The 21292-nt window shown below is 67.3% G+C and carries 16 protein-coding genes and 1 tRNA gene; 8 read left to right on the top strand and 9 right to left on the bottom strand.

Annotated features, from left to right (window positions below):
- Positions 1-7 precede the first annotated feature (7 nt).
- The 4 genes from fabG to mltG all read left to right on the top strand — a co-directional run bounded on the left by fabG (position 8) and on the right by mltG (position 4460).
- Positions 8-745 carry a 3-oxoacyl-[acyl-carrier-protein] reductase gene (fabG, locus tag DFR50_RS16815; RefSeq protein WP_113890431.1) on the top strand — a complete coding sequence of 246 codons (738 nt, stop codon included), beginning with the start codon at positions 8-10 and terminating at the stop codon, positions 743-745.
- A 276-nt stretch (positions 746-1021) separates the two neighbouring features.
- Positions 1022-1264, top strand: a complete 243-nt coding sequence (locus DFR50_RS16810) for an acyl carrier protein (protein WP_113890430.1) — start codon at positions 1022-1024, stop codon at positions 1262-1264.
- Between the two features lie 140 nt (positions 1265-1404).
- Complete coding sequence (gene fabF / locus DFR50_RS16805) at positions 1405-2664, top strand: beta-ketoacyl-ACP synthase II (RefSeq protein ID WP_113890466.1); 1260 nt, start codon at positions 1405-1407, stop codon at positions 2662-2664.
- Between the two features lie 116 nt (positions 2665-2780).
- Positions 2781-4460 (top strand): endolytic transglycosylase MltG, encoded by a 1680-nt coding sequence (gene mltG, locus DFR50_RS16800; protein ID WP_113890429.1) that lies wholly within the window; start codon positions 2781-2783, stop codon positions 4458-4460.
- 97 nt (positions 4461-4557) lie between these two features.
- Here mltG and epsI read toward each other — a convergent pair whose 3' ends face one another.
- A complete protein-coding gene (epsI, locus tag DFR50_RS16795) occupies positions 4558-5250 on the bottom strand; it encodes an exosortase-associated protein EpsI, B-type (protein WP_170153250.1) in 693 nt (230 codons plus the stop codon).
- Between the two features lie 241 nt (positions 5251-5491).
- On the opposite strand from epsI, the gene amaB reads away from it, so the two are divergent.
- Positions 5492-6994, top strand: a complete 1503-nt coding sequence (amaB, locus tag DFR50_RS16790) for an L-piperidine-6-carboxylate dehydrogenase (RefSeq protein ID WP_113890427.1) — start codon at positions 5492-5494, stop codon at positions 6992-6994.
- A gap of 67 nt (positions 6995-7061) precedes the next feature.
- Here amaB and DFR50_RS32135 read toward each other — a convergent pair whose 3' ends face one another.
- Positions 7062-7493 (bottom strand): leucine-rich repeat domain-containing protein, encoded by a 432-nt coding sequence (locus DFR50_RS32135; RefSeq protein WP_113890426.1) that lies wholly within the window; start codon positions 7491-7493, stop codon positions 7062-7064.
- Positions 7494-7853: 360 nt separating this feature from the next.
- Here DFR50_RS32135 and DFR50_RS16780 point away from each other — a divergent pair, with 360 nt between their 5' ends.
- Positions 7854-9215 carry an MFS transporter gene (locus DFR50_RS16780; protein ID WP_170153249.1) on the top strand — a complete coding sequence of 454 codons (1362 nt, stop codon included), beginning with the start codon at positions 7854-7856 and terminating at the stop codon, positions 9213-9215.
- 1165 nt (positions 9216-10380) lie between these two features.
- Positions 10381-11721, top strand: coding sequence for a 30S ribosomal protein S12 methylthiotransferase RimO (gene rimO, locus DFR50_RS16775; RefSeq protein WP_113890424.1), 1341 nt, complete (start codon positions 10381-10383; stop codon positions 11719-11721).
- A gap of 42 nt (positions 11722-11763) precedes the next feature.
- Here rimO and DFR50_RS31435 read toward each other — a convergent pair whose 3' ends face one another.
- The 7 genes from DFR50_RS31435 to DFR50_RS16750 all read right to left on the bottom strand — a co-directional run bounded on the left by DFR50_RS31435 (position 11764) and on the right by DFR50_RS16750 (position 19055).
- Positions 11764-12207 (bottom strand): hypothetical protein, encoded by a 444-nt coding sequence (locus tag DFR50_RS31435; RefSeq protein ID WP_147262789.1) that lies wholly within the window; start codon positions 12205-12207, stop codon positions 11764-11766.
- Between the two features lie 33 nt (positions 12208-12240).
- Positions 12241-13824 carry a P-loop ATPase, Sll1717 family gene (locus DFR50_RS31430; protein WP_147262788.1) on the bottom strand — a complete coding sequence of 528 codons (1584 nt, stop codon included), beginning with the start codon at positions 13822-13824 and terminating at the stop codon, positions 12241-12243.
- Between the two features lie 270 nt (positions 13825-14094).
- Positions 14095-14169: transfer RNA gene (locus DFR50_RS16770), tRNA-Val, on the bottom strand.
- Positions 14170-14239: 70 nt separating this feature from the next.
- Positions 14240-15460 carry an NAD(P)/FAD-dependent oxidoreductase gene (locus DFR50_RS16765; protein ID WP_113890465.1) on the bottom strand — a complete coding sequence of 407 codons (1221 nt, stop codon included), beginning with the start codon at positions 15458-15460 and terminating at the stop codon, positions 14240-14242.
- Between the two features lie 27 nt (positions 15461-15487).
- Positions 15488-17068 carry a heme biosynthesis protein HemY gene (locus DFR50_RS16760; RefSeq protein ID WP_113890423.1) on the bottom strand — a complete coding sequence of 527 codons (1581 nt, stop codon included), beginning with the start codon at positions 17066-17068 and terminating at the stop codon, positions 15488-15490.
- 60 nt (positions 17069-17128) lie between these two features.
- Positions 17129-18277 (bottom strand): COG4223 family protein, encoded by a 1149-nt coding sequence (locus DFR50_RS16755; RefSeq protein WP_113890422.1) that lies wholly within the window; start codon positions 18275-18277, stop codon positions 17129-17131.
- A gap of 31 nt (positions 18278-18308) precedes the next feature.
- Positions 18309-19055 carry a uroporphyrinogen-III synthase gene (locus DFR50_RS16750; protein WP_113890464.1) on the bottom strand — a complete coding sequence of 249 codons (747 nt, stop codon included), beginning with the start codon at positions 19053-19055 and terminating at the stop codon, positions 18309-18311.
- Positions 19056-19160: 105 nt separating this feature from the next.
- Between DFR50_RS16750 and DFR50_RS16745 the strand changes: the two genes are divergently transcribed.
- Positions 19161-21215 carry an acyltransferase family protein gene (locus DFR50_RS16745; RefSeq protein ID WP_170153248.1) on the top strand — a complete coding sequence of 685 codons (2055 nt, stop codon included), beginning with the start codon at positions 19161-19163 and terminating at the stop codon, positions 21213-21215.
- Positions 21216-21292: the final 77 nt, after the last annotated feature.

Raw genomic sequence — 21292 nt, 5'->3', positions numbered from 1 at the left:
CGCCCGCATGTTCGATCTCACCGGCAGGTCCGCGCTGGTCACCGGCGCATCGGGCGGTCTCGGCGGCGCCATAGCCCGGGCGCTCCATGCGCAAGGGGCGGTCGTCGCGCTGTCGGGGACGCGGCGCGAGGCGCTCGAGGCGCTCGCCGCCGAACTCGGGGACCGCGTCCACGTGACGCCCTGCGATCTCTCCGATCCCGCCGCGGTCGAAAGGCTCGTCCCCGCGGCGGAAGCCGCGCTCGGCGCGCTCGACGTGCTGGTCAACAACGCCGGGGTCACGCGCGACAATCTCTTCATGCGGATGAAGGACGCCGAGTGGGACACGGTGCTGGCGATCAACCTCACCGCCGCGTTCCGCCTTTCGCGCGCGGCGCTGAAGGGCATGATGAAGCGCCGCTTCGGCCGGATCATCAACATCACCTCGATCGTCGGCGTCACAGGCAATCCGGGGCAGGGCAACTACGCCGCCGCCAAGGCCGGCATGATCGGGATGTCGAAGGCGCTGGCGGCCGAGGTGGCCTCGCGCGGGATCACGGTGAACTGCATCGCGCCTGGGTTCATCGCCAGCCCCATGACCGACGCGCTCAGTGACAAGCAACGGGAGCAGATCCTCGCCTCGGTTCCGATGGGGCGGCTCGGCTCCGGCGCCGACATCGGGGCGGCGGCGGCCTGGCTCGCGAGCCCGGAGGCGGCCTACGTCACCGGGCAAACGCTTCACGTCAACGGCGGAATGGCAATGATTTGAAACGTTTGGATGGCGCTGACGGAGTTGCGGAAAGCGTCGCCGGCCCTCTCGCCTTCACGGGAAAGATATGCTATCGACCCCGGTCGTCGCCGGGCGTCCAGCACGTTCCGGGGAGGGTTTTCGAGCGTCGGCGTCACCGTTACCGCTGAGAAACTCGAGCCGCCCGCAACAAAGCTTGCGCGAGGCGGAGGGTCGAACGGTCGGCGCCCCTCGCGGGGGTCGATCGGGGAACATGAACAACGCGGGCGAGGGCCCGGCGCACAAGGGAAGTTGACAATGAGCGATGTCGCAGAGCGCGTAAAGAAGATCGTCGTGGAACATCTCGGCGTGGACGCCGACAAGGTCGTCGAAAGCGCCAACTTCATCGACGATCTGGGCGCGGACTCGCTCGATACGGTCGAACTGGTCATGGCGTTCGAGGAAGAATTCGGCGTCGAGATTCCGGACGACCAGGCCGAGACGATCGTGACCGTCGGGGACGCGGTCAAGTTTCTCGAGAAGGCTTCGGCTGACAAGTAAGCAATACGGGGCGTCGCCGCGCACAGCGCCGGGCTCTTTCGAGCGCTTGGGGGCCGGCGTCTCGTCCGGCCCTTCGCGATTTGGGGTCGCCCCGTCGCGCGTGGGCGCTTTGAGCGCGATCGCGACATAGGATGGAACGCATGAGGCGGGTCGTCGTCACAGGGCTTGGCATGGTCAGCCCGCTGGCATGCGGCGTCGAGGCGACTTGGCGTCGCCTCATTGCAGGGGAATCGGGCGCCCGCAAGGTCGAGCGGATCGAAGTGTCGGACATCCCGTGCCAGATCGCGGCGCAAGTGCCGCGCGGCGATGCGCCCGACGCCTTCCACCCCGACGAATGGATGGACCCCAAGGAGCAGCGGCGCGTCGACGACTTCATCGTCTACGCGATGAGCGCCGCGACCCAGGCGCTCCGGGACGCCGATTGGGCGCCGAAGACCTACGAGGAAGAGATCGAGACCGGTGTCCTGATCGGCTCCGGAATCGGCGGCCTGGGCGGCATTTACGACGCCTCGGTCACGCTGCACGAGAAGGGTCCACGCCGCATCTCGCCGTTCTTCATCACGGGTCGGCTTATCAATCTCGCCGGCGGCCAGGTGTCGATCGCCCACAAGCTCAAGGGACCCAACCATGCCGTCGTGACGGCGTGCTCGACCGGCGCGCACGCGATCGGCGACGCCGGGCGCCTGATCGCGCTCGGAGACGCCAACGTAATGGTGGCGGGCGGCGCCGAATCCGCCGTCAACCGGCTGGCGCTGGCGGGCTTTTCGGCCTGCAAGGCGCTGTCGACCGGGTTCAACGACCGGCCCCGTCAGGCGTCCCGCCCCTACGACCGCGATCGCGACGGGTTCGTCATGGGCGAAGGCGCCGGCTGTGTGGTGCTGGAGGAATACGAGCACGCCAAGGCGCGCGGGGCGCGCATCTACGCCGAGTTGATCGGCTATGGCCTGTCCGGCGACGCCTACCACATCACCGCGCCGTCGCCCGACGGGGACGGCGGCTTCCGATCGATGGCCGCTGCGATCAAGCGCGCCGGGATCAGCGCGTCGGACATCGACTACGTCAACGCGCACGGCACCTCGACCCCGATGGGAGACGAGATCGAATTGCGAGCCGTCGAGCGGGTGCTGGGCAATTCCGCCGCCCGCACGACGATGTCGTCGACGAAATCGTCGATCGGCCATCTGCTCGGCGCCGCCGGCGCAGTCGAGGCGATCTTCTGTGTTCTGGCGATCCGGGACCAGATCGCGCCGCCGACGCTCAATCTCGACAATCCGTCGGTCGAGACCGCGATCGATCTGGCGCCGCACGCGGCGCGCAAGCGGCCGATCGAGATCGCGCTGTCGAATTCGTTCGGGTTCGGAGGCACCAACGCTTCGATCGTTTTCCGCGCGGCCTCGTGAGCGGCGCGGCGCCGACAAAACTTTCGCCCTGCAGCGCGGTCATATAAGGTCGCGGCGGCGCGCCGCGGCGTAACGCAAGGTCCCGGCGCGCTCCACAAGAGTACGAGAGCGTCGGCATGAGCGCACCACCAGGCAACGGCGGCGACCCCCCGCGGGCGAGGGCGAGTCTGTTCCGGCGCGCGAGCAAGCCCGCGCGGGTCGAGCCCGACCGCGCGCAACCCAGGAAGCCGAAGAAGCCCCGCGGGTCGCTGCTGTCGTCGCTCAGCGCCTTCCTGACCTTTGTCCTGATCGGGGCCGTCATCGCCATCGGCGCCGTCGCCTGGCTGATGGTCGATGCGCGCCGGCCCGGCCCGCTGACGGCCGACCGAATCGTCAACATTGTGCGCGAGGACGACGGCGGCAGCATCGCCGACCAGCTCCAGCGCGCGGGGGTCATCGACAGCTCGACTTGGTTCACGCTCCTGACCCTGCTCGACGGCAACCGGAGCGCTCTCAAGCGCGGCGAGTACGAGTTCAAGGCCGGCGTCAGCATGAACGAGATCGAGAGCCTGTTGGCTTCGCACAAGGTCGTCCGCCACAAGATCACCATTCCAGAAGGCCTGACGAGCGATCAGATCGTCGGGCGCCTTCGGGACGACGACGTTTTGGTCGGCGACATCAAGGAGACGCCGCGCGAGGGCTCTCTGATGCCCGACACCTATTATTTCGAGCGCGGCGACACCCGGCAGTCGATCATCGCCCGGATGGCGAAGGCGCAGGTCCACATCGTCGACGAGATCTGGAAGGAGAGGTCGCCGGATCTGCCGATCCGCTCGCCCGGGGAAATGGTGACGCTCGCCTCGATCGTGGAGAAGGAGACCGGCAAGGCCGACGAACGGCCGCGCGTCGCCGGCGTGTTCGTCAACCGGCTACAGAAGCACATGCGGCTCGAGTCCGATCCGACGATCGTCTACGGGCTCGTGTTCGGCAAGGGAACGCTCGGGCGCCCAATCACCCGCGCCGACGTCAATCAGGCGACGCCCTACAACACCTATGTCGTGGACGGCCTGCCGCCAGGGCCGATCTCGAATCCCGGCAAGGCCGCGCTCGAGGCGGTCGCCAACCCGGCCCGAACGAAAGACCTATTCTTCGTCGCGGACGGAACCGGTGGGCACGTCTTCGCCGAGTCGTTCGGGGAGCACCTCAAGAACGTTGCGCGCTGGCGGCAGATCGAGAAGGACGCCAAGGACCATCTCGCCCCCGACGCGACGCCGACTGCGCCGCCCGCCATTCACGGCGGCATCGAACCCGCCGACCCCGCGTCGTTCGGGGCCCTCGTCCCGATCTCGCCCGCCGAGGCCGGTCAGACGGCCGTGGTCGCCCGGCTGGCCAGGATCGGCGCGAGCCGCAAGGCCATGGCGACCGCCCTCTCCTCGCTCGGCGGCGGCCAGTCGGGTGGCGGCCGATCGATCGAGGACCTCGGCGCGGTCGTGGCGGGCGTGAACGACGCTCCCAGCGAGGGCGACGCCTTCGGCGACGTGGACGCTTCGATCGACGGCAGCGGCTCCGCCGCTTCGGTCCCGATGTCGCCCCGGATGCTCGCCGACCAGAGGGCGCGCGAGGCGAAGTACGGCCTCGGCGCTCCGCAGCCCGCGGCGGAAGCCGGCGCGGCGGTCGCCCCGCCGACGGCCTTGCCGCCGACCGCGTCGGGACGGCCGCGCATCTTCGACGCCTCGGAAGGCACCCGGCTCGATCCGCTGCTCAACAAGACCTACGACCTGAGCTACGCCAAGGCAGTGCCGACGGTCGGCCCATAGCGGAGAAAACCATTCGCGAAGGGTGAGTGGCGCATGGCGAGTTGGTATGTTCGCTATCACTGCTCGCCGCTGGAAGGCGCACGGGCGCGTTCAACTCCTACAGCAGAGCCTTCGACGGCTCGCCGACGAGGAAGGCGCGGGTGTCCGGCGGCACGCTCCCGAGCAGATCGCGGATGAACTTCTCCTCCAACGCGGCCGCCCGGTCCGGCGGGACGTTGAGGGTGGAGACGCGGAACAGAGCGCCGTCGGGTATCAGGCCGCGCAGGCCGTATTCGAGCTTCAACCGGTTGCGCGCCCAGTTGCTGTTGGTGACGTCGTAACCGATCCGCATCCAGTAGGCGATCGGCTCGGTCCGTCCCTCGCGGGTGGCGACGAGCCGCGTCAGCGGGATCGGCTTGCCCGAGGGGTCCCAGGCGAACGCAGTCGTCACTGGGTTCGTCACCCGGAACCCCTGCGCGGTGTAGCAGACCTCGGGATGGTGCAATTGCAGCCGGTCGCTCTGGCTCTCGCCGTAAGCAATCATCAGCATGATCCCGCGCCCTTGCTTGTCGACGAATGCCCGGGACACTTCCTGGTTGTAGATTTCCGCCTCCAGACCATCCGGCGGCGGCTTGATCGCCTGGACCCCCGGCAGGGCCGACCATTCGCCGAAGGCGTGGGGAATGTGAGCGTCGATGTCGAACGCCTCGTGCGAGCGGGCCATGAGCCGGCTTGGCGTCAGCACGTAGGCGAGCGCGGCGGCGGCGAGCATCGCCACGCAAGCCAGCAAGACATTCATCGAACGGGCCATCTCGCAATCCGAAGGTTGTTTCGAATGAATCAACATATGCCCCAAAACCGGCGAGCGGAAAAGCCGGTCATGAAGTTTCCGCTCATCACATACGGGCGCGATCGGGCTAAATTGCGGCCTCGTCGCCGTCGCACGAAAGCGCGCCTCCCGACAAATAGGCCTTGCTCCCCTGCGGCCCGTTTTGCCATGGAGGGCGCTGCCCGCCGGACCGACGCCGGCGATCCGAAAAAGAGGAACGGCCATGACCGCCCATGACACTCTCGAACGCGCCGGGCTGTCCCGCGGGCAGTTCGCCGGCGGGACCCTCGCGGTCCGTTCGCCGATCGACGGCTCGGAGATCGCGCGCGTCAACGAAACCTCGCCCGGCGACATGGCCCGAGTGATCGCCGCAGCGAAGTCCGCGTTCCGCATCTGGCGCGACGTCCCGGCGCCGCGCCGCGGCGAACTCGTGCGCCTGTTCGGCGAGGAGCTGCGCGCCGCCAAGGCGGCGCTCGGCGCGGTGGTCACGCTGGAAGCGGGCAAGATCGTCTCCGAGGGACTGGGCGAAGTTCAGGAGATGATCGACATCTGCGATTTCGCCGTCGGCCTGTCGCGCCAGCTGTACGGGCTGACCATCGCCTCCGAGCGCCCGGGCCACCGCATGGTGGAGACCTGGCAGCCGCTCGGCCCCTGCGCGGTGATCTCGGCGTTCAACTTCCCGGTGGCGGTGTGGGCATGGAATGCGGCGCTGGCGCTCGTCTGCGGCGATCCTGTGATCTGGAAGCCGTCGGAGAAGACCCCCTCGAGCGCGCTGGCGGCAATGGCGGTTCTGGAGCGGGCGCTGAAACGCTTCGGCCCCGACGCGCCGCAGGGGCTGGCGCAGATCGTGATCGGGGGGGCTGCGATCGGCGAGGCGCTGGTCGCCTCGAAGGACATCGCAATCGTCTCGGCGACCGGCTCGACCCGGATGGGCGCCGTCGTCGGCCCCAGGGTCGCCGAGCGCTTCGGCCGCGCCCTTCTCGAACTCGGCGGCAACAACGCCATGATCGTCGCCCCGTCCGCCGACCTCGACATGGCGGTGCGGGCGATCCTGTTCTCGGCCGTCGGCACCGCCGGGCAGCGCTGCACCTCGCTCCGCCGGCTGATCGTTCACCGCTCGATCCGCGCCGATCTGACCCGCCGGCTCGTCAAGGCCTATTCGAGCTTGGCGATCGGCGATCCGCGCGACCCGAAGACGCTGGTCGGACCGCTGATCGATCCCGCCGCGCGCGAGCGCATGGGCGCCGCGCTCGCCCGCGCCGAGGCCGAGGGCGGGCGCGTCCACGGCGGCGGGGCGGTCGTCACGGGGGTTCCGGACGGTGGCGCCTACGTGAAGCCGGCGATCGTCGAGATGCCGGGACAGGGCGGGGTCGTGCGCGAGGAGACCTTCGCGCCGATCCTCTACACCCTCGGCTACGACACGCTCGAGGAGGCGATCGGGCTGCAGAACGACGTTCCCCAGGGGCTCTCGTCCTGCATCTTCACCCTCGACCTGCGCGAGGCCGAGACGTTTCTCTCGGCGGCCGGTTCCGACTGCGGCATCGCCAACGTCAACATCGGCCCCTCGGGCGCGGAGATCGGCGGCGCCTTCGGCGGGGAAAAGGAGACGGGCGGCGGGCGCGAGAGCGGCTCGGACGCCTGGAAGAACTATATGCGCCGCCAGACCAGCACGGTGAACTATTCGGCCAGCCTGCCGCTCGCGCAAGGGGTCCGGTTCGACGTGTGAGGCCAGGCGCCGCGCGAGCGGCGGCGTCTCGCCGCGCCCCGGGCGCCCTCGGTCGGTCGCGCGCGCTTTACACCCACGTCGCGCGCAGGCAGCGGCCGACGCGCTTGAGCTGGACGTGGGCGGCGACGCCGGTGTTGTCCAGGTTCAGGCTCTGCAGGCACAGCGTCTCGGTCAGCGAGACGTCGAAGCTTTCGAGCGGGTTGCCGGACAGATCGAGGGTCTCGAGGCCGACGGCGCCGTTCAGCACGTCGGCGTGGAACGCGCGCAGCTTGTTGTTGGCGAGCGACAGGTCCGTCAGCTTGGCGTTCTGGCTGAAGGCGCCGAGCGGAATGAACTCGATCTGGTTGCCCGACAGGTTGATCTTCGTCAGCTGCTCGTGATCCTCGAACGCGTTGATCGCGATGTCGCCGATGTTCTGGCTGGAAAGATCGACGACTTCGCTCCGTATCGTATATCCGAAGTCCGTGAGTACGTCTTTGGTGAGAGTGAGACCCGACATCGCCGCCCCTCGTTGTGGCTTGCGGGCGCCGACCGCGGCGCGGCGCCTTTGCGCGACCAGACCACGAAACAGCGCCCTCGCTAATGCGACCGGTCGTCGCGCGCCGCCGGGAGGGCGAAGCCGCCGACGGCTCGTGGGCGGCGGCGACAATGGGCTGGTCGCAGCGGCCTGTCTCGGCGACGGCGTTCCGGCTCGTCGACCCACCCCGGCGGCGGGGTCAGCGGCCTGCCGGGCCGCAACGCCGCTCGCGAGATCGTGAAGGGCTCGCGCAGACGGCGCGTCGGGCGATGATCGCCGCCCCATTGCGCCGCGCCGCCGGATCGGTCTATGCGCGGCGACCCCCCAGGTCCCGTCCCTCTCATGACAGCAGCCAGCGACGCCGCCACGCACGACGGCCTCCCCAATCCGCAGCGCCTGCTCGCCTTCCTGACGCTCGCCGTGGCCGTCTCCATGGCGGTGCTCGACGGCAGCATCGTCAATGTCGCCCTGCCGACGATGGCGCGCGACCTCGCGATCCGGCCGGAGGCCTCGATCTGGATCGTCAACGCGTTCCTGCTCGCGGTCACGGTGTCGCTGCTGCCGCTGTCGGCGCTCGGGGACACGATCGGCTATCGCCGCGTCTACACGCCCGGTCTGGCGCTGTTCACCCTCGCCTCGCTGGCCTGCGCGCTCGCGCCGTCGCTGCCTTTCCTCACCGTCGCCCGCGCCGTGCAGGGTTTTGGCGCGGCCGGGATCATGAGCGTCAACATCGCGCTGGTCCGCTTCATCTATCCGTCGTCGAAACTGGGCCAGGGCGTCGGCAACGTCGCCGTGGTTGTCGCGGTGTCCTCGGCGGGAAGCCCGACGGTCGCGGCGGCGATCCTTTCGGTGGCGTCGTGGCGCTGGCTGTTCCTGATCAACGTTCCGTTGGGGGTCGTCGCCCTCATCCTCGCGATGCGCACCCTGCCGGACACGCCGCGTTCGAAGCGTAGCCTCGACTTCGTCAGCGTCGCGCTCAACGCGCTGACCTTCGGCCTGCTGATCGCCGGCGTCGACGGCCTCGGCCAGAACCGGGAATTCGGCGTCGCGATCGGCGAGCTGATCGCCGCGGCGGCGTTCGGCGCGCTGTTCGTGCGCAGGCAGCTCGGGCAGGCCGCGCCGCTGCTGCCGGTCGATCTGCTGAAGCGGCCGATCTTCGCCTTGTCGCTCGCGACCTCGATCGCCTCGTTCGCCGCGCAGAGCCTCGCCATCGTGGCGCTGCCGTTCTACTTCGAGGACACGCTCGGCCGTTCGGAGACCGTGACCGGCCTCTTGATGACCCCGTGGCCGCTCGCCACCGCGTTGATCGCGCCGATCTCGGGACGGCTCGCCGACCGCTTCGCGCCCGCCCTGCTCGGCGGCGCCGGGCTTCTGGCGATGTCCTGCGGCCTCGCCTTCGTCGCCCTCGACGTCGGCCATGCGGACACGGGCTCGCTGATCTGGCGCCTGGCGTTGTGCGGCCTCGGTTTCGGCTTCTTCCAGTCGCCCAACAACCGGCTGATCATCGGCAGCGCGCCGCCGAACCGCAGCGGCGGCGCCGCCGGCCTGCAATCGGCCGGGCGGCTGATCGGGCAGTCGTTCGGAACGGCGCTGATGGCGGTGGCGTTCGGCCGCGCGCCCGGGCACGCGACGGCGATCGCGCTCTGGGCCGCGGCGGGCCTGGCGCTGTTCGGCGCCTGCGCGAGCACGCTCAGGAAGCGTTGAAGGCCGGCGTTGCGGGCGCAACGGGAGAAGAGTCGGCGCAATTCAGGCAAGCTCCGAAAGATATCAGCGGGATAGGCGCCAAAACCTGTCACTTTGTAACTGCCAAACCCGTCATTGCGAGGAGCGAAGCGACGAAGCAACCCATGCCGCCGCTTGCCTCCTGCGGAAAAAATCGCTCCGTCTTCTGCTCGCAACGAAGGGCGGCGGGACGATCAGAGGGCGCAACAGCAGCCCAGCGGCCCTGGATCGCTTCGCTTCGCTCGCGATGACGGCGCTGTTCGCTGCCGGCTTGGGAGTAACGTCACTTTGTCACTTTGTAACGCCCAAGTGGACGCCGAAGAACGCCGTTGCAAAATCGACGCAAACGGCGGCGTGGATGGCTTCGTCCCCCCGGGCTCTTCGACCCGGGGGTTGCTCCTCGCAATGACGGTGGGCGTTACCTGTCACTTTGTAACTCAAGCCTTGGGGCGCCTTGGGCATGACGGGCGGTCGTCGACGCCGAGGCGGGGGCGATGGCGCCTCGAGCCGTCCTCGCGAGGCGCCCGAAGGCGACACGGCGATCCAGGCGGCCGCCTGCGCCGACGTTGCAGCGCGGCGACGCCCGGCAGGCCTTGGCCGCGCCGCCCTGGATCGCCACGTCCCCCCCGATCCAGGTCTCGATCCAGGTCCGGGGGTCGCTCCTCGCGATGGCGGGCCACGTCGCTTCGCTCCTCGCGAGATGGCGGCTTTGGTGTTACTTTTTCCCGTCATTCTCCCGTCATTCCCATCTTCCCATCGTGTCTCCCGAGCGCCCGTTTCGCCATCATGGCGATGAGCCGGAACGGCGACGTGGCGATAAACGGCCGCCACGGCAGCCAAGCGGCCCTTGAATCGCTTCGCCTTGCTCGCTCTCGACGCGTTCCTCGGCGCCCACCCAGCTGTCACAAACGTCTCCTTGCGAGGATCGCGAAGCGGACTCGGGCGCGCGGCGTTCCATTCCAACGGCGACGGAACAAAGATAGAACATAGCTGACGGTCCGGCAAGATTTTGCTGCCTGCCCGTTCGGCCGTTCTCCGGAGGCGAGGGGCGCTCGGCCTGTCCGGCGCCCGGCGTTAGCCTGCTCCCAGGGCGCCGGATCGGCGCGCGCGCCTTGCGGCGGGGCCCGGCGCGTGGCAAGCGGAGCCGATGTCCGACCTTCCCGATCCCGACCTGCGCCCCGCGCCGCGCATTTCCTTCGTCTCCCTCGGCTGCCCCAAGGCGCTGGTCGACAGCGAGCGGATCCTCACGCAATTGCGCGCCGAGGGCTACGAACTGTCGAAGACCCACGCCGGCGCCGACGCGGTGATCGTCAACACCTGCGGCTTCCTCGACAGCGCCAAGGCCGAGTCGCTGTCGGCGATCGGCGCCGCGATGGCGGAGAACGGCCGCGTCATCGTCACCGGCTGCATGGGCGCCGAGCCGGACGCGATCCGCGACGCCTTTCCCAACGTCTCCGCGATCACCGGCCCGCAGTCGCTGGAGAGCGTGATGACGGCGGTGCACGCGGCCGCGCCCGCGCCGCACGACCCGTTCGTCGATCTGATCCCCGAGCAGGGGGTGAAGCTGACGCCGCGCCATTACGCCTATCTCAAGATTGCGGAGGGGTGCCACAACCGCTGCACCTTTTGTATCATCCCGAAGCTGCGGGGAGATCTGGTGTCACGGCCTGCGGGGGACGTCCTTCGCGAGGCGGAAAAACTGGTCAAGGCGGGCGTGAAGGAATTGCTGGTGATCTCGCAGGACACCAGCGCCTATGGCCGGGACCTGCGCTACGCCCCGAGTCTCTGGCGCGACCGCGAGGTGGCGGCGAGGTTTTTCGACCTCGCGCGCGAACTCGGCTCGCTCGGCGCCTGGGTGCGGCTGCACTACGTCTACCCCTACCCGCATGTCGACGACGTGATCGCGCTCATGGCCGAGGGCCGCGTGCTGCCCTACCTCGACATTCCGTTCCAGCACGCCGCGCCGAGCGTGCTCAAGGCGATGCGCCGTCCGGGCGATCAGGCGAAGACGCTCGACCGCATCCGGGCGTGGCGCGCCGCCTGCCCGGACCTGACGCTGCGCTCGACCTTCATCGTCGGCTTCCCCGGCGAGACGGAGGAGGATTTCGAGACGCTGCTCGCCTGGCTCGACGAAGCCAGGCTCGACCGCGTCGGCGCCTTCCCATACGAGCCGGTCAAGGGGGCGGAGGCCAACGACCTCGGCCTTGCGCCGGTCCCGCCCGAGGTCAAGGCCGCCCGCCACAAGCGCTTCATGCTCCGCCAACAGGCGATCAGCGCGAAAAAGCTCGCGGACAAGGTCGGCCGGCGGCTCGAGGTGATCGTCGACCAAGGCGGCGTCCATTCGGCGAAGGGCCGCACGAAGGGTGACGCGCCGCAGATCGACGGCGCTGTCCACATCGCCACGAGGCGGCCATTGCGCGCCGGCGACCTCGCGACCGTCAGGATCGAGCGGGCGGACGCTTATGATCTGTGGGGGACGGCGGTGTGAGCCTAAGAAGCAGCATAGTCGGCGAAACCTGAGTCGCCCTGTCTAGGGAGCGTGTTTGCAAATCAAATCTCCGAAAGTGTGCAAGACCTCCCCCACTACGCCTGTACATAAAGTGTTGGCTAGAATGATCCACCTCATACGTTGTAAATCCTGCCTTTCCATCGCCAAGACTTTTGCATGCTTGGAATTGGCTTCAAACAATGATAAACCATATTGTTGCAATTCCCGGGCGCTATCATCATCCTTGCGGTCTCTATGATTTCGCTCTAAACGAGATTCCATCCATCGTTCGTAGGCGAACTGCAGCAAAGAAAGCCCAAGTGACATGGTAACAACCATTCCACCGAACCTATTCAACCAATGCTCATCATGTGATTTGAGTGTGACGAATATTGCCGTAAATGTGATAACTATAACGACATAGTATAAAAAGAGCACGCCGATAAGTAATAAATAGCGGCCGTCAATCTCTCTACGGGTTTTCATAGTCCGTGATCCCCGGAGTACGAATATATATAATTATTCCTGTATCACTGCATGGGCTTCTAGGTAATCTGCCCCGCGCGGTAGAACAACTAGTCGAGACTCCTGCGGCTTTAATTCGTATGTGCGAGAGAATAAAGGATGAACACAAAGCTCGCTTTCGTCGTTCGCCGTAAGAGGACGATTTTGATTGAATTGAAAGCGCGCCTTGATATACGTATCTGTTCTTGCCGTGACGAGTCCAATTGCCCCAGTAGAGAATAGTAACTTGCGGAACAGCCAAAAATCTGGTTCCGGATAAACAGAACTAGCCATAAGCTTCCGCGCGCCGCTCTGATTATATACATTGTGTAATACTCCGTAAGAAAACGTTCTCGTTAATAACGGCATCACCTCATCAAATAATCTAACTATATTGTCGTATAAAGTCTTATACATCGCAAGTATGGCATCTTTGTTTATGACTTCGACTTCCGCGATCGCTCTCTTTATTTGAGTCTCTGATGCTCGTCCCTCAAATATGAGATGATCTGGTATTCCCGTTTTACTTCCCCATAGTTGATTAAGAATCATAATGAATTGTCGTGGCAACATGTGGGTATGACGTAAAAGATATATTAGCGTGTCCTCAGTTTCGCCTAAGTCATTTTTAATTGTCTTTGGAAGAAAATTACTCCAGAACTGCCAGAGACTGTCCCTATCCATCAATCGAAGGTCACCGAATCGCTCAAATTGCGTAGGAGCATAGAGTTTTAAATATATCAAAATCCTTGCGGCTGAAATTCTGTATAATTCTTCGGCAGTCCAGTGCAAATATTGTCGACGAAAGCTGTCTTTCCCAGGATTAGAAAGCAAATGCTGCATCTCTTCAAGCAACTCTGATGGTATACATAAGCGGATGTCTATGCCTTGCCTAAGAGCTATAATATTACTTGCCGCTCTGCAAAGGCCTTCGAATACACGACTCTGTAATGGATCGGTCAATTTGTATTCGTCATTACTGTCAAATATGACAACACATCGAATTGCATTATCAGACACGGTTCGTTCTATACGATCAAGAAATTCTTCCGAAGTTACCGTTGGTGTCACATCCTCCCGTATTACGCTTCGTATCGCATCGTCGACAGTATCCGGTCTAACGATCTCCAGTCGCCTCGCTATGAGTAGCCAAATGCGTCGCCTCCATGCCTCAGCGACTATTTCTGGAGGTGGAATAATCTTTGCATCGACATACATATATTCGAGATTGAATATCTCACTTGGCGTGTTTGCTTCAACGACAAGATCCGGTGCCTGAGCTAGCGTCTCCGGCGGTAGGCTAAAGCGTTTAATGAAATCTCGGGACTCTTTACCGGCTTGCGAATTCAATACATAAGGTGTTGCGGTATAGCTTCGCACAAGAGCGCTCTTGCCCGACCCACGTCTACCAATTATTAAATGCGAGCCCCGAAGCAAGTCCGCAAAGGCGTGGTTATACCAATCGAATAACTGAGAAGCAGCTTTTGGATCTTTTATTAACTCCGTCTGTGAGGGACCAAACGGCATTCCCGGGTGAACAAGCTTTCTAAGCTCCCGCGCGAGATTCGTGTTGCTGCCGATATCGCGTATGTTACTCACTGCTAGGTACCCCCCTCACAAGTTGTTAACTTGGTCGTACGAAAAGTCAGCTTTGTCATTGTTGACGTAGACGCTAATGAAAACATCTTGCGCAATGTCAGTCGCGCATAGCCGAAGCACACTAGCTGAATTGAATACCGAGTCCACTGCGGAGAGATAACTCTCGTCCAAGTCGGGGGGGCAATGCCAGCGACAATTCGCCACCCTCGCTTGGGCTCGAAACGCCTTCCCCGCGATTCAGACAGATAGCTTCCGGATGGTCCATCAGGCTGGTGGGCGATGCAGGGATCGAACCTGCGACCCCTCCCGTGTGAAGGGAGTGCTCTACCGCTGAGCTAATCGCCCGAGCCGTGACGGCGCGAGGGTCTTTACGGCCCCCGGGGGCGCCGCGTCAAGATGCGCCTCGTGGCCGCTTTCAGCCTTTCGCCAGCGCCCGGATGTCGAAGTCCGGGTCGGCGGCCTGCTCCGGGGTCAGGGTCTTGCCCGAGGCGAGAATGCGCTTGGCGGCGGCGTGGTCGCCGGCGCGGTTCACCGATTCGACCACCGCCAGCCTGCCTTTGCGGAAGCCGTAGGTCGAGAAGGCGCGGGTCGCCGGATCGCCGCGCACCACCCACTGGTCGACGTCGTGCGACAGACCGACGATCAGGAGCTTCAGGTCCCCCTGGTCGCTCCAGAACCACGCCAGCGCGTCGTAGGCTTTCGGCTTGCCGGCGAGCCGGGCGGCGACCAGCTTGCCCTGGTCGACGGCGTTCTGGATCGACTCGAGCCGGGTGACGAAGCCGAGGGTGGCGTTGGGAAAGGCGGCGCAGTCGCCGATCGCGGAAATCGCGGGATCGGAGGTGACGAGACGCTCGTCGACCAGCACCCCGTTGCCGCAGTCGAGGCCCGCCGCGCGGGCGAGCGCATCCTCGGCGGTGACGCCGACGCCGACCAGCACGAGGTCGGCCGGCAAGACTTCGCCGTCGCTGAGCACCACCGCCTCGGCCTTGTCGGTCCCGCTGATCTCCCTCACGCCGACGCCGAGAAACAGCCGGGCGCCGAACGAACGGTGGGCCTCGGCGTAGAAATCCGACAGCGCCGGCGACACCGCGCGGCCCATCGGCCGGGCGATCTCGACCACCGCCGTCTCGGCGCCGAGCTTGGCCGCGGTCGCGGCGACCTCGAGCCCGATGAAGCCGGCGCCGATCACCACCACCCTGAGGCCCGGGACGATGCGTTCGCGCAGGGCGGCGGCGTCGGCGATGGTGCGCAAAGCGTAGACGCCGGGCAGATCGACGCCGGGAACCTCGAGCCGCCGTTGCCGCGCGCCCGTCGCCAGAATGAGGTGTCCGTAGGGAAGCGACGTCCCGTCGGCGAGCGCCACCGTTCGCGCCGCCCGGTCGATGCGGACCGCGCGCGCGCCGAGCCGGAGGTCGATGCGCTGGGCGGGATAAAAGGCCTCGGCCCTGAGCGGGAGGCCGTGCAGGTCCATCTCGCGCTTCAGGAACGCCTTCGACAGCGGCGGCCGCTGATAGGGCAGCTCCCGCTCATCGGACAGAAGGACGATCTCTCCGTCGTACCCTTCCTCGCGCAGGCTCGCGGCGGCCTGCACGCCGGCATGACCCGCCCCGACGATGACGACGGGGGACACAGACAGCGAATGCTCCAATGCGAAGCGCCTCGTTCAATCGTTTGCGTAGATCCAGGACCGGCGACGCTTCCGCGGCGGCAGCCTGGGGCCCGGATCGTCCGGCGCGACGCTGTCCGGATCGACCACGACGCCGGCGCGCGGCGGAGAGGCCGGCGCAGGACCCGCCGGGGGCGCCTCGACGACCGGCGCGCGCGGCTCGGGGATCGCCGCGGCTTCCAGCGCGGCCTTGGGCGCGGCCGCGGGCGCGACGTCGGCGGCGCGCGGCAGAAGGCTCGGGGCTTCCTGGGGCGGCTGCGGCTCGCTCGGCTCGGGCGGCGCTTCGAAACGCTCGTCGGGCGTGCGCCAGACGTAGGCGTCAAGCGTCCCCGCGGGCGAGACGGGCGCCCAGCGATCGCTGATCACGCCGTCGGCGATCCAGGCCTTGTCGTGCGGGGCTCGGGCCGCGCGCGACAACCATTCGCGCATCGCGCCGAGATTGCCGTCGGCCTCCTCGATGTCCGCCACGAGGACGCAGACGCGTCGGGTCGGACGGCCATGCGGGGAATCGGAGGCGAGCAGCGGCGCGATCGCCGAGCGGGCCGCGTTCAGGTCATGCGCTTCGAGCGCGGCCCGGCCGATGGTCAGCATCGACTCGGGATCGTTGGGGGCGAGACGGGCGAGGGCGCGAGCGCGGGCGAGGCGGTCGGCCGGCGAGTCGCTCGGGCGCATGCGAAGGTAGGCGGCGGCGAGATCGGGGTGCGGCGTCTCGGCATAGGCGTTCTCGATCGCCCGGTTCGCCTTGCGGGCGTCGCCCGTCCCGGCGCCGGCGAGGCGGCCGAACAGCGCCGCCGCCGGGACGAGGCCGGGCGCGAGCCGGCAGGCCTCCTGCGCGAGCGCCGCCGCGCCTTTCGGATCGCGCTCCCTGGCTTCGTCCGCCATCGCCGTCTTGAGGACGGCGCGCCAGCGCTGGGCGGTCGGCTTGTCGAGCAGGCGCGCGGCGGCGTTGGTGTCGACGGTCGCCAGCGCGCCGGCCCAGTCGCCCTGGCGGGTGCGGTCGTCGAGAACGGCCTGCCCGGACCAGGCGGCGGGGTGCTGGGCGTTGGCGCGCATCGCATATTGCAGCGCCGCGACGTGATCGCCGCCGCGCCGCGCCTCGACATGCAGCCCGCGCAGGCCGAGGCCGCGGGTGTCGTGATCGTCGAGCATGGCGTTGTAGGCCGTGATCGCGCCTTCCCGGTCGCCGCCGAGTTGCGCGGCCTGGGCCGTCAGCAGCCGGGTCAGCGGGTCGTTGGCGACGAGGCGGTTGGCGTCGGCGGCGTGCTTGACCGCCGCCCGCGCGTCGCCGGCATGAACCGCGACGAAGCCGCGCGAAATCGCGTCGATCCAGCGGGCGCGCCGCCGCGCCCGCGACGACAGCGACACGAGCGAGGGAATGCGAAACACGAATCGCAGAATGCTCCACAGAATCGTCCACAGGATCGCGATGACGACGACAATGCCGAGCGCCATCATCAGCGACACTCTGTACTCGACCCCGAACCAGGTCAGCGTCACCACGCCCGGATTGTTGGCGAGCCACATCAAGCCCCAGCCGGCGAGGGCCACCCCAGCAAGGAGAATCAACAGACGAAACATGATGTCTCCGACTTCGAAATCCGCGACGACCCGCCGGAGGCGGATCCCGTGGGGACGTCCTCAGGGCTTGGCTTCCGCCAGCCGCGCTACGGCGGCGTCGCGGATCGACTGCGCGGCGGCGATCGCCTCCAGCTTGCTCTTCGCGTCGGCGGCGAACCCGGCGGCGGCGTCGCGCGCCGGCTCGGGCAGCTTGGCGAAGGCCGCGAGCGCCGCGCCGAGGTCGCCGCGCCGAAGGTCTCCGAGGACCTGCGAGGCCACCGCCTGCGGATCGTCGCCCTGGACCTCGCCGACGTCGCGAATCTGGACGAGGCTGCGGACGTGGGCGAGCATCCGCTCGGCGACCGTCCCGGTTTCCTTGGGGGCGATGGCGGCGAAGAGCTTCGGCTCCACGGACTGGAACGAGGCGGCGAGCGCATTGGTCGTCGGCGCGCCGCCGGCGAGCGGCTTCAGGGCCGCGAGCTTGGCCGGATCGACGCCGAGCCCCGTCAGGGCCGAAAGCTCGGCCGTATACGGCGCTCCGGTCGCGAGCTTGTCGCGGATCGTTTCGGCGACGATCGCCACCGCTGCGGGATTGCCGCCCGGTTCCGGGGCCTTCGCCGCCGCGACCGCGTCCTCGAGCTTCTGCATCCGGCTGGTGAGCGCGGACAGATCCGGCGCGGGCGGTTCTTTCTCGAGCTTGTCGAGGCGGGCGGCGAGCGCCGGGATCTCCGCCGAGACGGCCTCGGCGCCCTCGTCGTTCTTCGGCGCCGCGGCCTTTGCGGCTTCGAGCGCGCCGATGCGCTTGTCGAGCCCGGCGATCGCCGCGCTGTCGTGACCGACCGCCGTCTCGACGGCGGCGAGCCGGCTCAAATCGGATTCCGAAAGCTCGCCCTTCGGCGGAAACTGCAGGAAATAACCGGCGGCGAGCGCCGCGACGATCGCGCCGCCGACGGCGCCGCTGACGAGCGCGAGTCCGGCGCCGGGTCCCTTGGACGCCGGGGGCTGGCGAGGCGGCAGAGCGCTGGCCGCCGCCGGTCGGGGGCGGACGTCCTCCTCGGCGGCCGCGGGGCGCGCCTCCGGGCTCTCGGCCGAAGCGCCCGGGACGGCGTCCTCCGCCGCCGCCTTGACCTCGCCCCCTGCGATCGCGCCGTCGCGCGGCGGCTCGTCGCGATGGATCGGCGCGCCGCCGCTCTGCTCGGTCGTGATCTCACGGTTTTCGTTGTCGACCATCGCTCATGCGTCCCCGAAGCTCAGCGCCGCCCTATATACGGGACCCGCAATGGGTTGGAAACACCGTCGCGGCGTCCGCCAGGGTTGTGAACAGCGCCGCCTCCTCCGGCCTTGCCGCCACGCGCACGTCGGGCGCGCCCGCGGCCGTCAACGGACCGGCCGTGTCCGCCGACATGCAGATGTGGATCATGCGCCGGAAATGCCCGTCCTGCCCGGCCGAGCGGGCGAGTTCCGCCGCGAGCGCCGCCGATCGGCGCGAATAATGCAGCGCCGCGGCGCAGCCGCCGAAGACCCGTATCTCCTTTGAAGTCCAGTGCTTGCGCGCCTCGGCGGCGTATACCTCCACGATGTCCATTTCATGCGTGGTCATCAGAGCGGCTTCGATCGCCGGTTTCCGATCCCGCCCGGCGAGATAGAGCACCGCTGCGCCGGGTGAAATCGTCCGCGCGAGCAGATCGATCAGATGCGCCGAATCCGGCGCCGGCGGTGCGACAATTCGCCACCCGCGCCGTTCCGCCGCGCGCGCCGTTTTTGCGCCCACCACGAACAGGGGAGCCGCGTGATCGATCGGCGCATCGCGGAGAAAGGCCTTGGCGCTGGTCGCGATCACGGCGTCGTAAGCAGGCCTGCGCGGCGCGACGGCGAGCGGCAGGGCGTCGATCACCGGCAGACAGACCGCAGAAAAGCCGAGGCGGCGCAATGCGATGGCGCTCCCGGCGGCATCGTCGCGGGCGCGGAACAGCGCAACCCTCCGCTTCGTCGCGTTCCGGTTCGGCATGGCGGCATTATCGGCGCTCGGGCGGGCGACACAAGCGCGCCTTGCGGTCCGGCGCTCCGGGCTTTACCGGTCACGCCCTCGCGCAACCCGAGAGACGGGATTTCTTTGGACCAGCCGCTCGACACGCCCGACATCGCCGCGGCAAGGGCCGGCCGCGACCTCGGTTTCCGGCCGGACATCAACGGGCTGCGCGCGCTCGCGGTGATCGGCGTGGTCGTGTTCCACGCCGATCGCGCGATCCTGCCCGGCGGCTTCGCCGGAGTCGACGTGTTTTTCGTCATCTCCGGATTTCTGATTTCGCGCATCATTCTGTCGGAATGCGCCGCCGGACGCTTCTCGCTGGCGATGTTTTACGCCAAGCGCGCCCGGCGCATCCTGCCGGCGCTGCTGGTCGTGGTCGCCGCGGTCTGGATCGTCGGCTGGTTCCGCGCCGCGCCGACGCAGTTTCGCGACATCGGCGGCGGCATGCTGGGCAATTCCTATTTCACCGTCAATTTCTGGCTTCTCCGTCTCGCCGGCGTCGGCGGCTATTTCGGGACCGACTCGGCGACCAAGCCGCTCCTTCACCTGTGGTCGCTCAGCATCGAGGAACAGTTCTACCTCGTCTGGTCGGTTCTGACGGCGGCGCTGCATCGCCTCGCGCCGCGGCTGCTGCCGTTCGCGATCCTGGCGATTTTCGTCGCCTCGTTCGCCTACTGCGTCTTTCTGACCCCGGTCGATCCGATCGGCGCCTTCTACCTCCCGTGGGCCCGGGCCTGGGAACTGGCGCTCGGGGCGCTGCTCGCCTATCGCGAGGTGTTTCTGCCCGCCCCGCGGCCGTCGCGCCTGCGCGCCGACGTGGGCGCGGGGCTCGGCGTGGCGCTGATCGTCACCGCCTATTTCGTTCTCAGCGAGGCCCTGCCGTTCCCGGGTTGGCGCGCCGCGATTCCGACCCTCGGCTGCGCGCTGGTGATCGCGAGCCCGGGCTCACGGATCGGCGCGATCGCGCTCGGCAACCGCGGCGCCGGCTTCTTCGGCCTGATCTCCTATCCGCTCTATCTCTGGCACTGGCCGCTGTTCGCCTTCGCCCACGCCTGGCCGGGCGTGATCCCGACCCGAGCGGTGCTGTTCGCCCTCGCGGCGGCGGCGGTCGCGCTGGCCGACCTCACCTACCGCTTCGTCGAGCGGCCGGCGGCGGCGCTGTTTCGGCGTCGGCCCTACGCGCTCGCGATCGGACTGGTCGCAGCCCTCGCTGCGACCGGCGTCGTCGGTCGCCTCACCTACGACTCGAAAGGCTTTCCCGGTCGGTTTCCGCCGCTGGTGACCCGCGTGTTCAATTTCAGCGCCAACGGCGCGGACGGCGATCCCTTGATGTCGTGCTTCTATCAGCGCGACGATCGCGCCTACCCGCTCGACGAGGAGCGGCGGCGCGCGGCGGCGTTCTTCGAGGCCCATCGCTGCGGCGTCCCGCGCGATCCGTCCAGGCCGACCATCCTGGTCGTCGGCGATTCGCACGCCGCCCACCTGTTTTCCGGCCTCACCCGGACCTACGGAGACCGGGCCAACGTCGTGGCGCTGGCGGCGGTGTTCTGCGTTCCGCTCGTCGAACATGTCGACATGGACCAGGGCGTGGCGGGAACGCCGCGCTGCCGGGCGATCAACGACGACGTGTTCAGCCGAATCCGGCGGATCAGGCCCGACGTGCTGGTGGTCGGCGGCTATTTCTCCCAGTACGATCACGAAGCGAACTGGCGCTATCCCGGTTTTCTCGACGCGATGGTCGCGGGCGCGAGGACGCTGCACGCCGACGGCGTCGGTTCGATCGTGATCGCGGGCGAGGTGCCGACCTGGGCGCCGGTGCTGCCGATCCTGGTCGGGCGCGACCTGCTCGAGTCGGGGTCGGCCGCGGAATTCTCGCCGATCGGGGTGCGTCCGGATTCGCTCGACACCGACCGCGCCCTCGCGGCGAAGGACTGGGGACCGGGCGTCGTCTACGTGTCGCAGGCGGACAAGCTTTGCGGCGCCGACGGCTGCCGGCGCCTCGTCGGGCGCGATCTGCCCGACGATCTGCTGGCTGTCGATTACGGCCATTACAGCGTCCGGGGATCGCGGTTCGCCGTCGAAACCATCCTCGCCCCGGCGATCGACGCGGCGCTCGCCGCCGCGCGACCCGCGCGCTAGAGCGAGATGCGATTCTGTCGAATCGCATCTCGCTCTAATTCTTTGAAAGAGCGGGATTATTCGCGAAAAACCGGCGT

Source organism: Roseiarcus fermentans, assembly GCF_003315135.1.
Classification (GTDB): domain Bacteria; phylum Pseudomonadota; class Alphaproteobacteria; order Rhizobiales; family Beijerinckiaceae; genus Roseiarcus; species Roseiarcus fermentans.
Note: the sequence above shows the minus strand (reverse complement) of the source record. Positions and strands in the feature narration are given on the sequence as shown.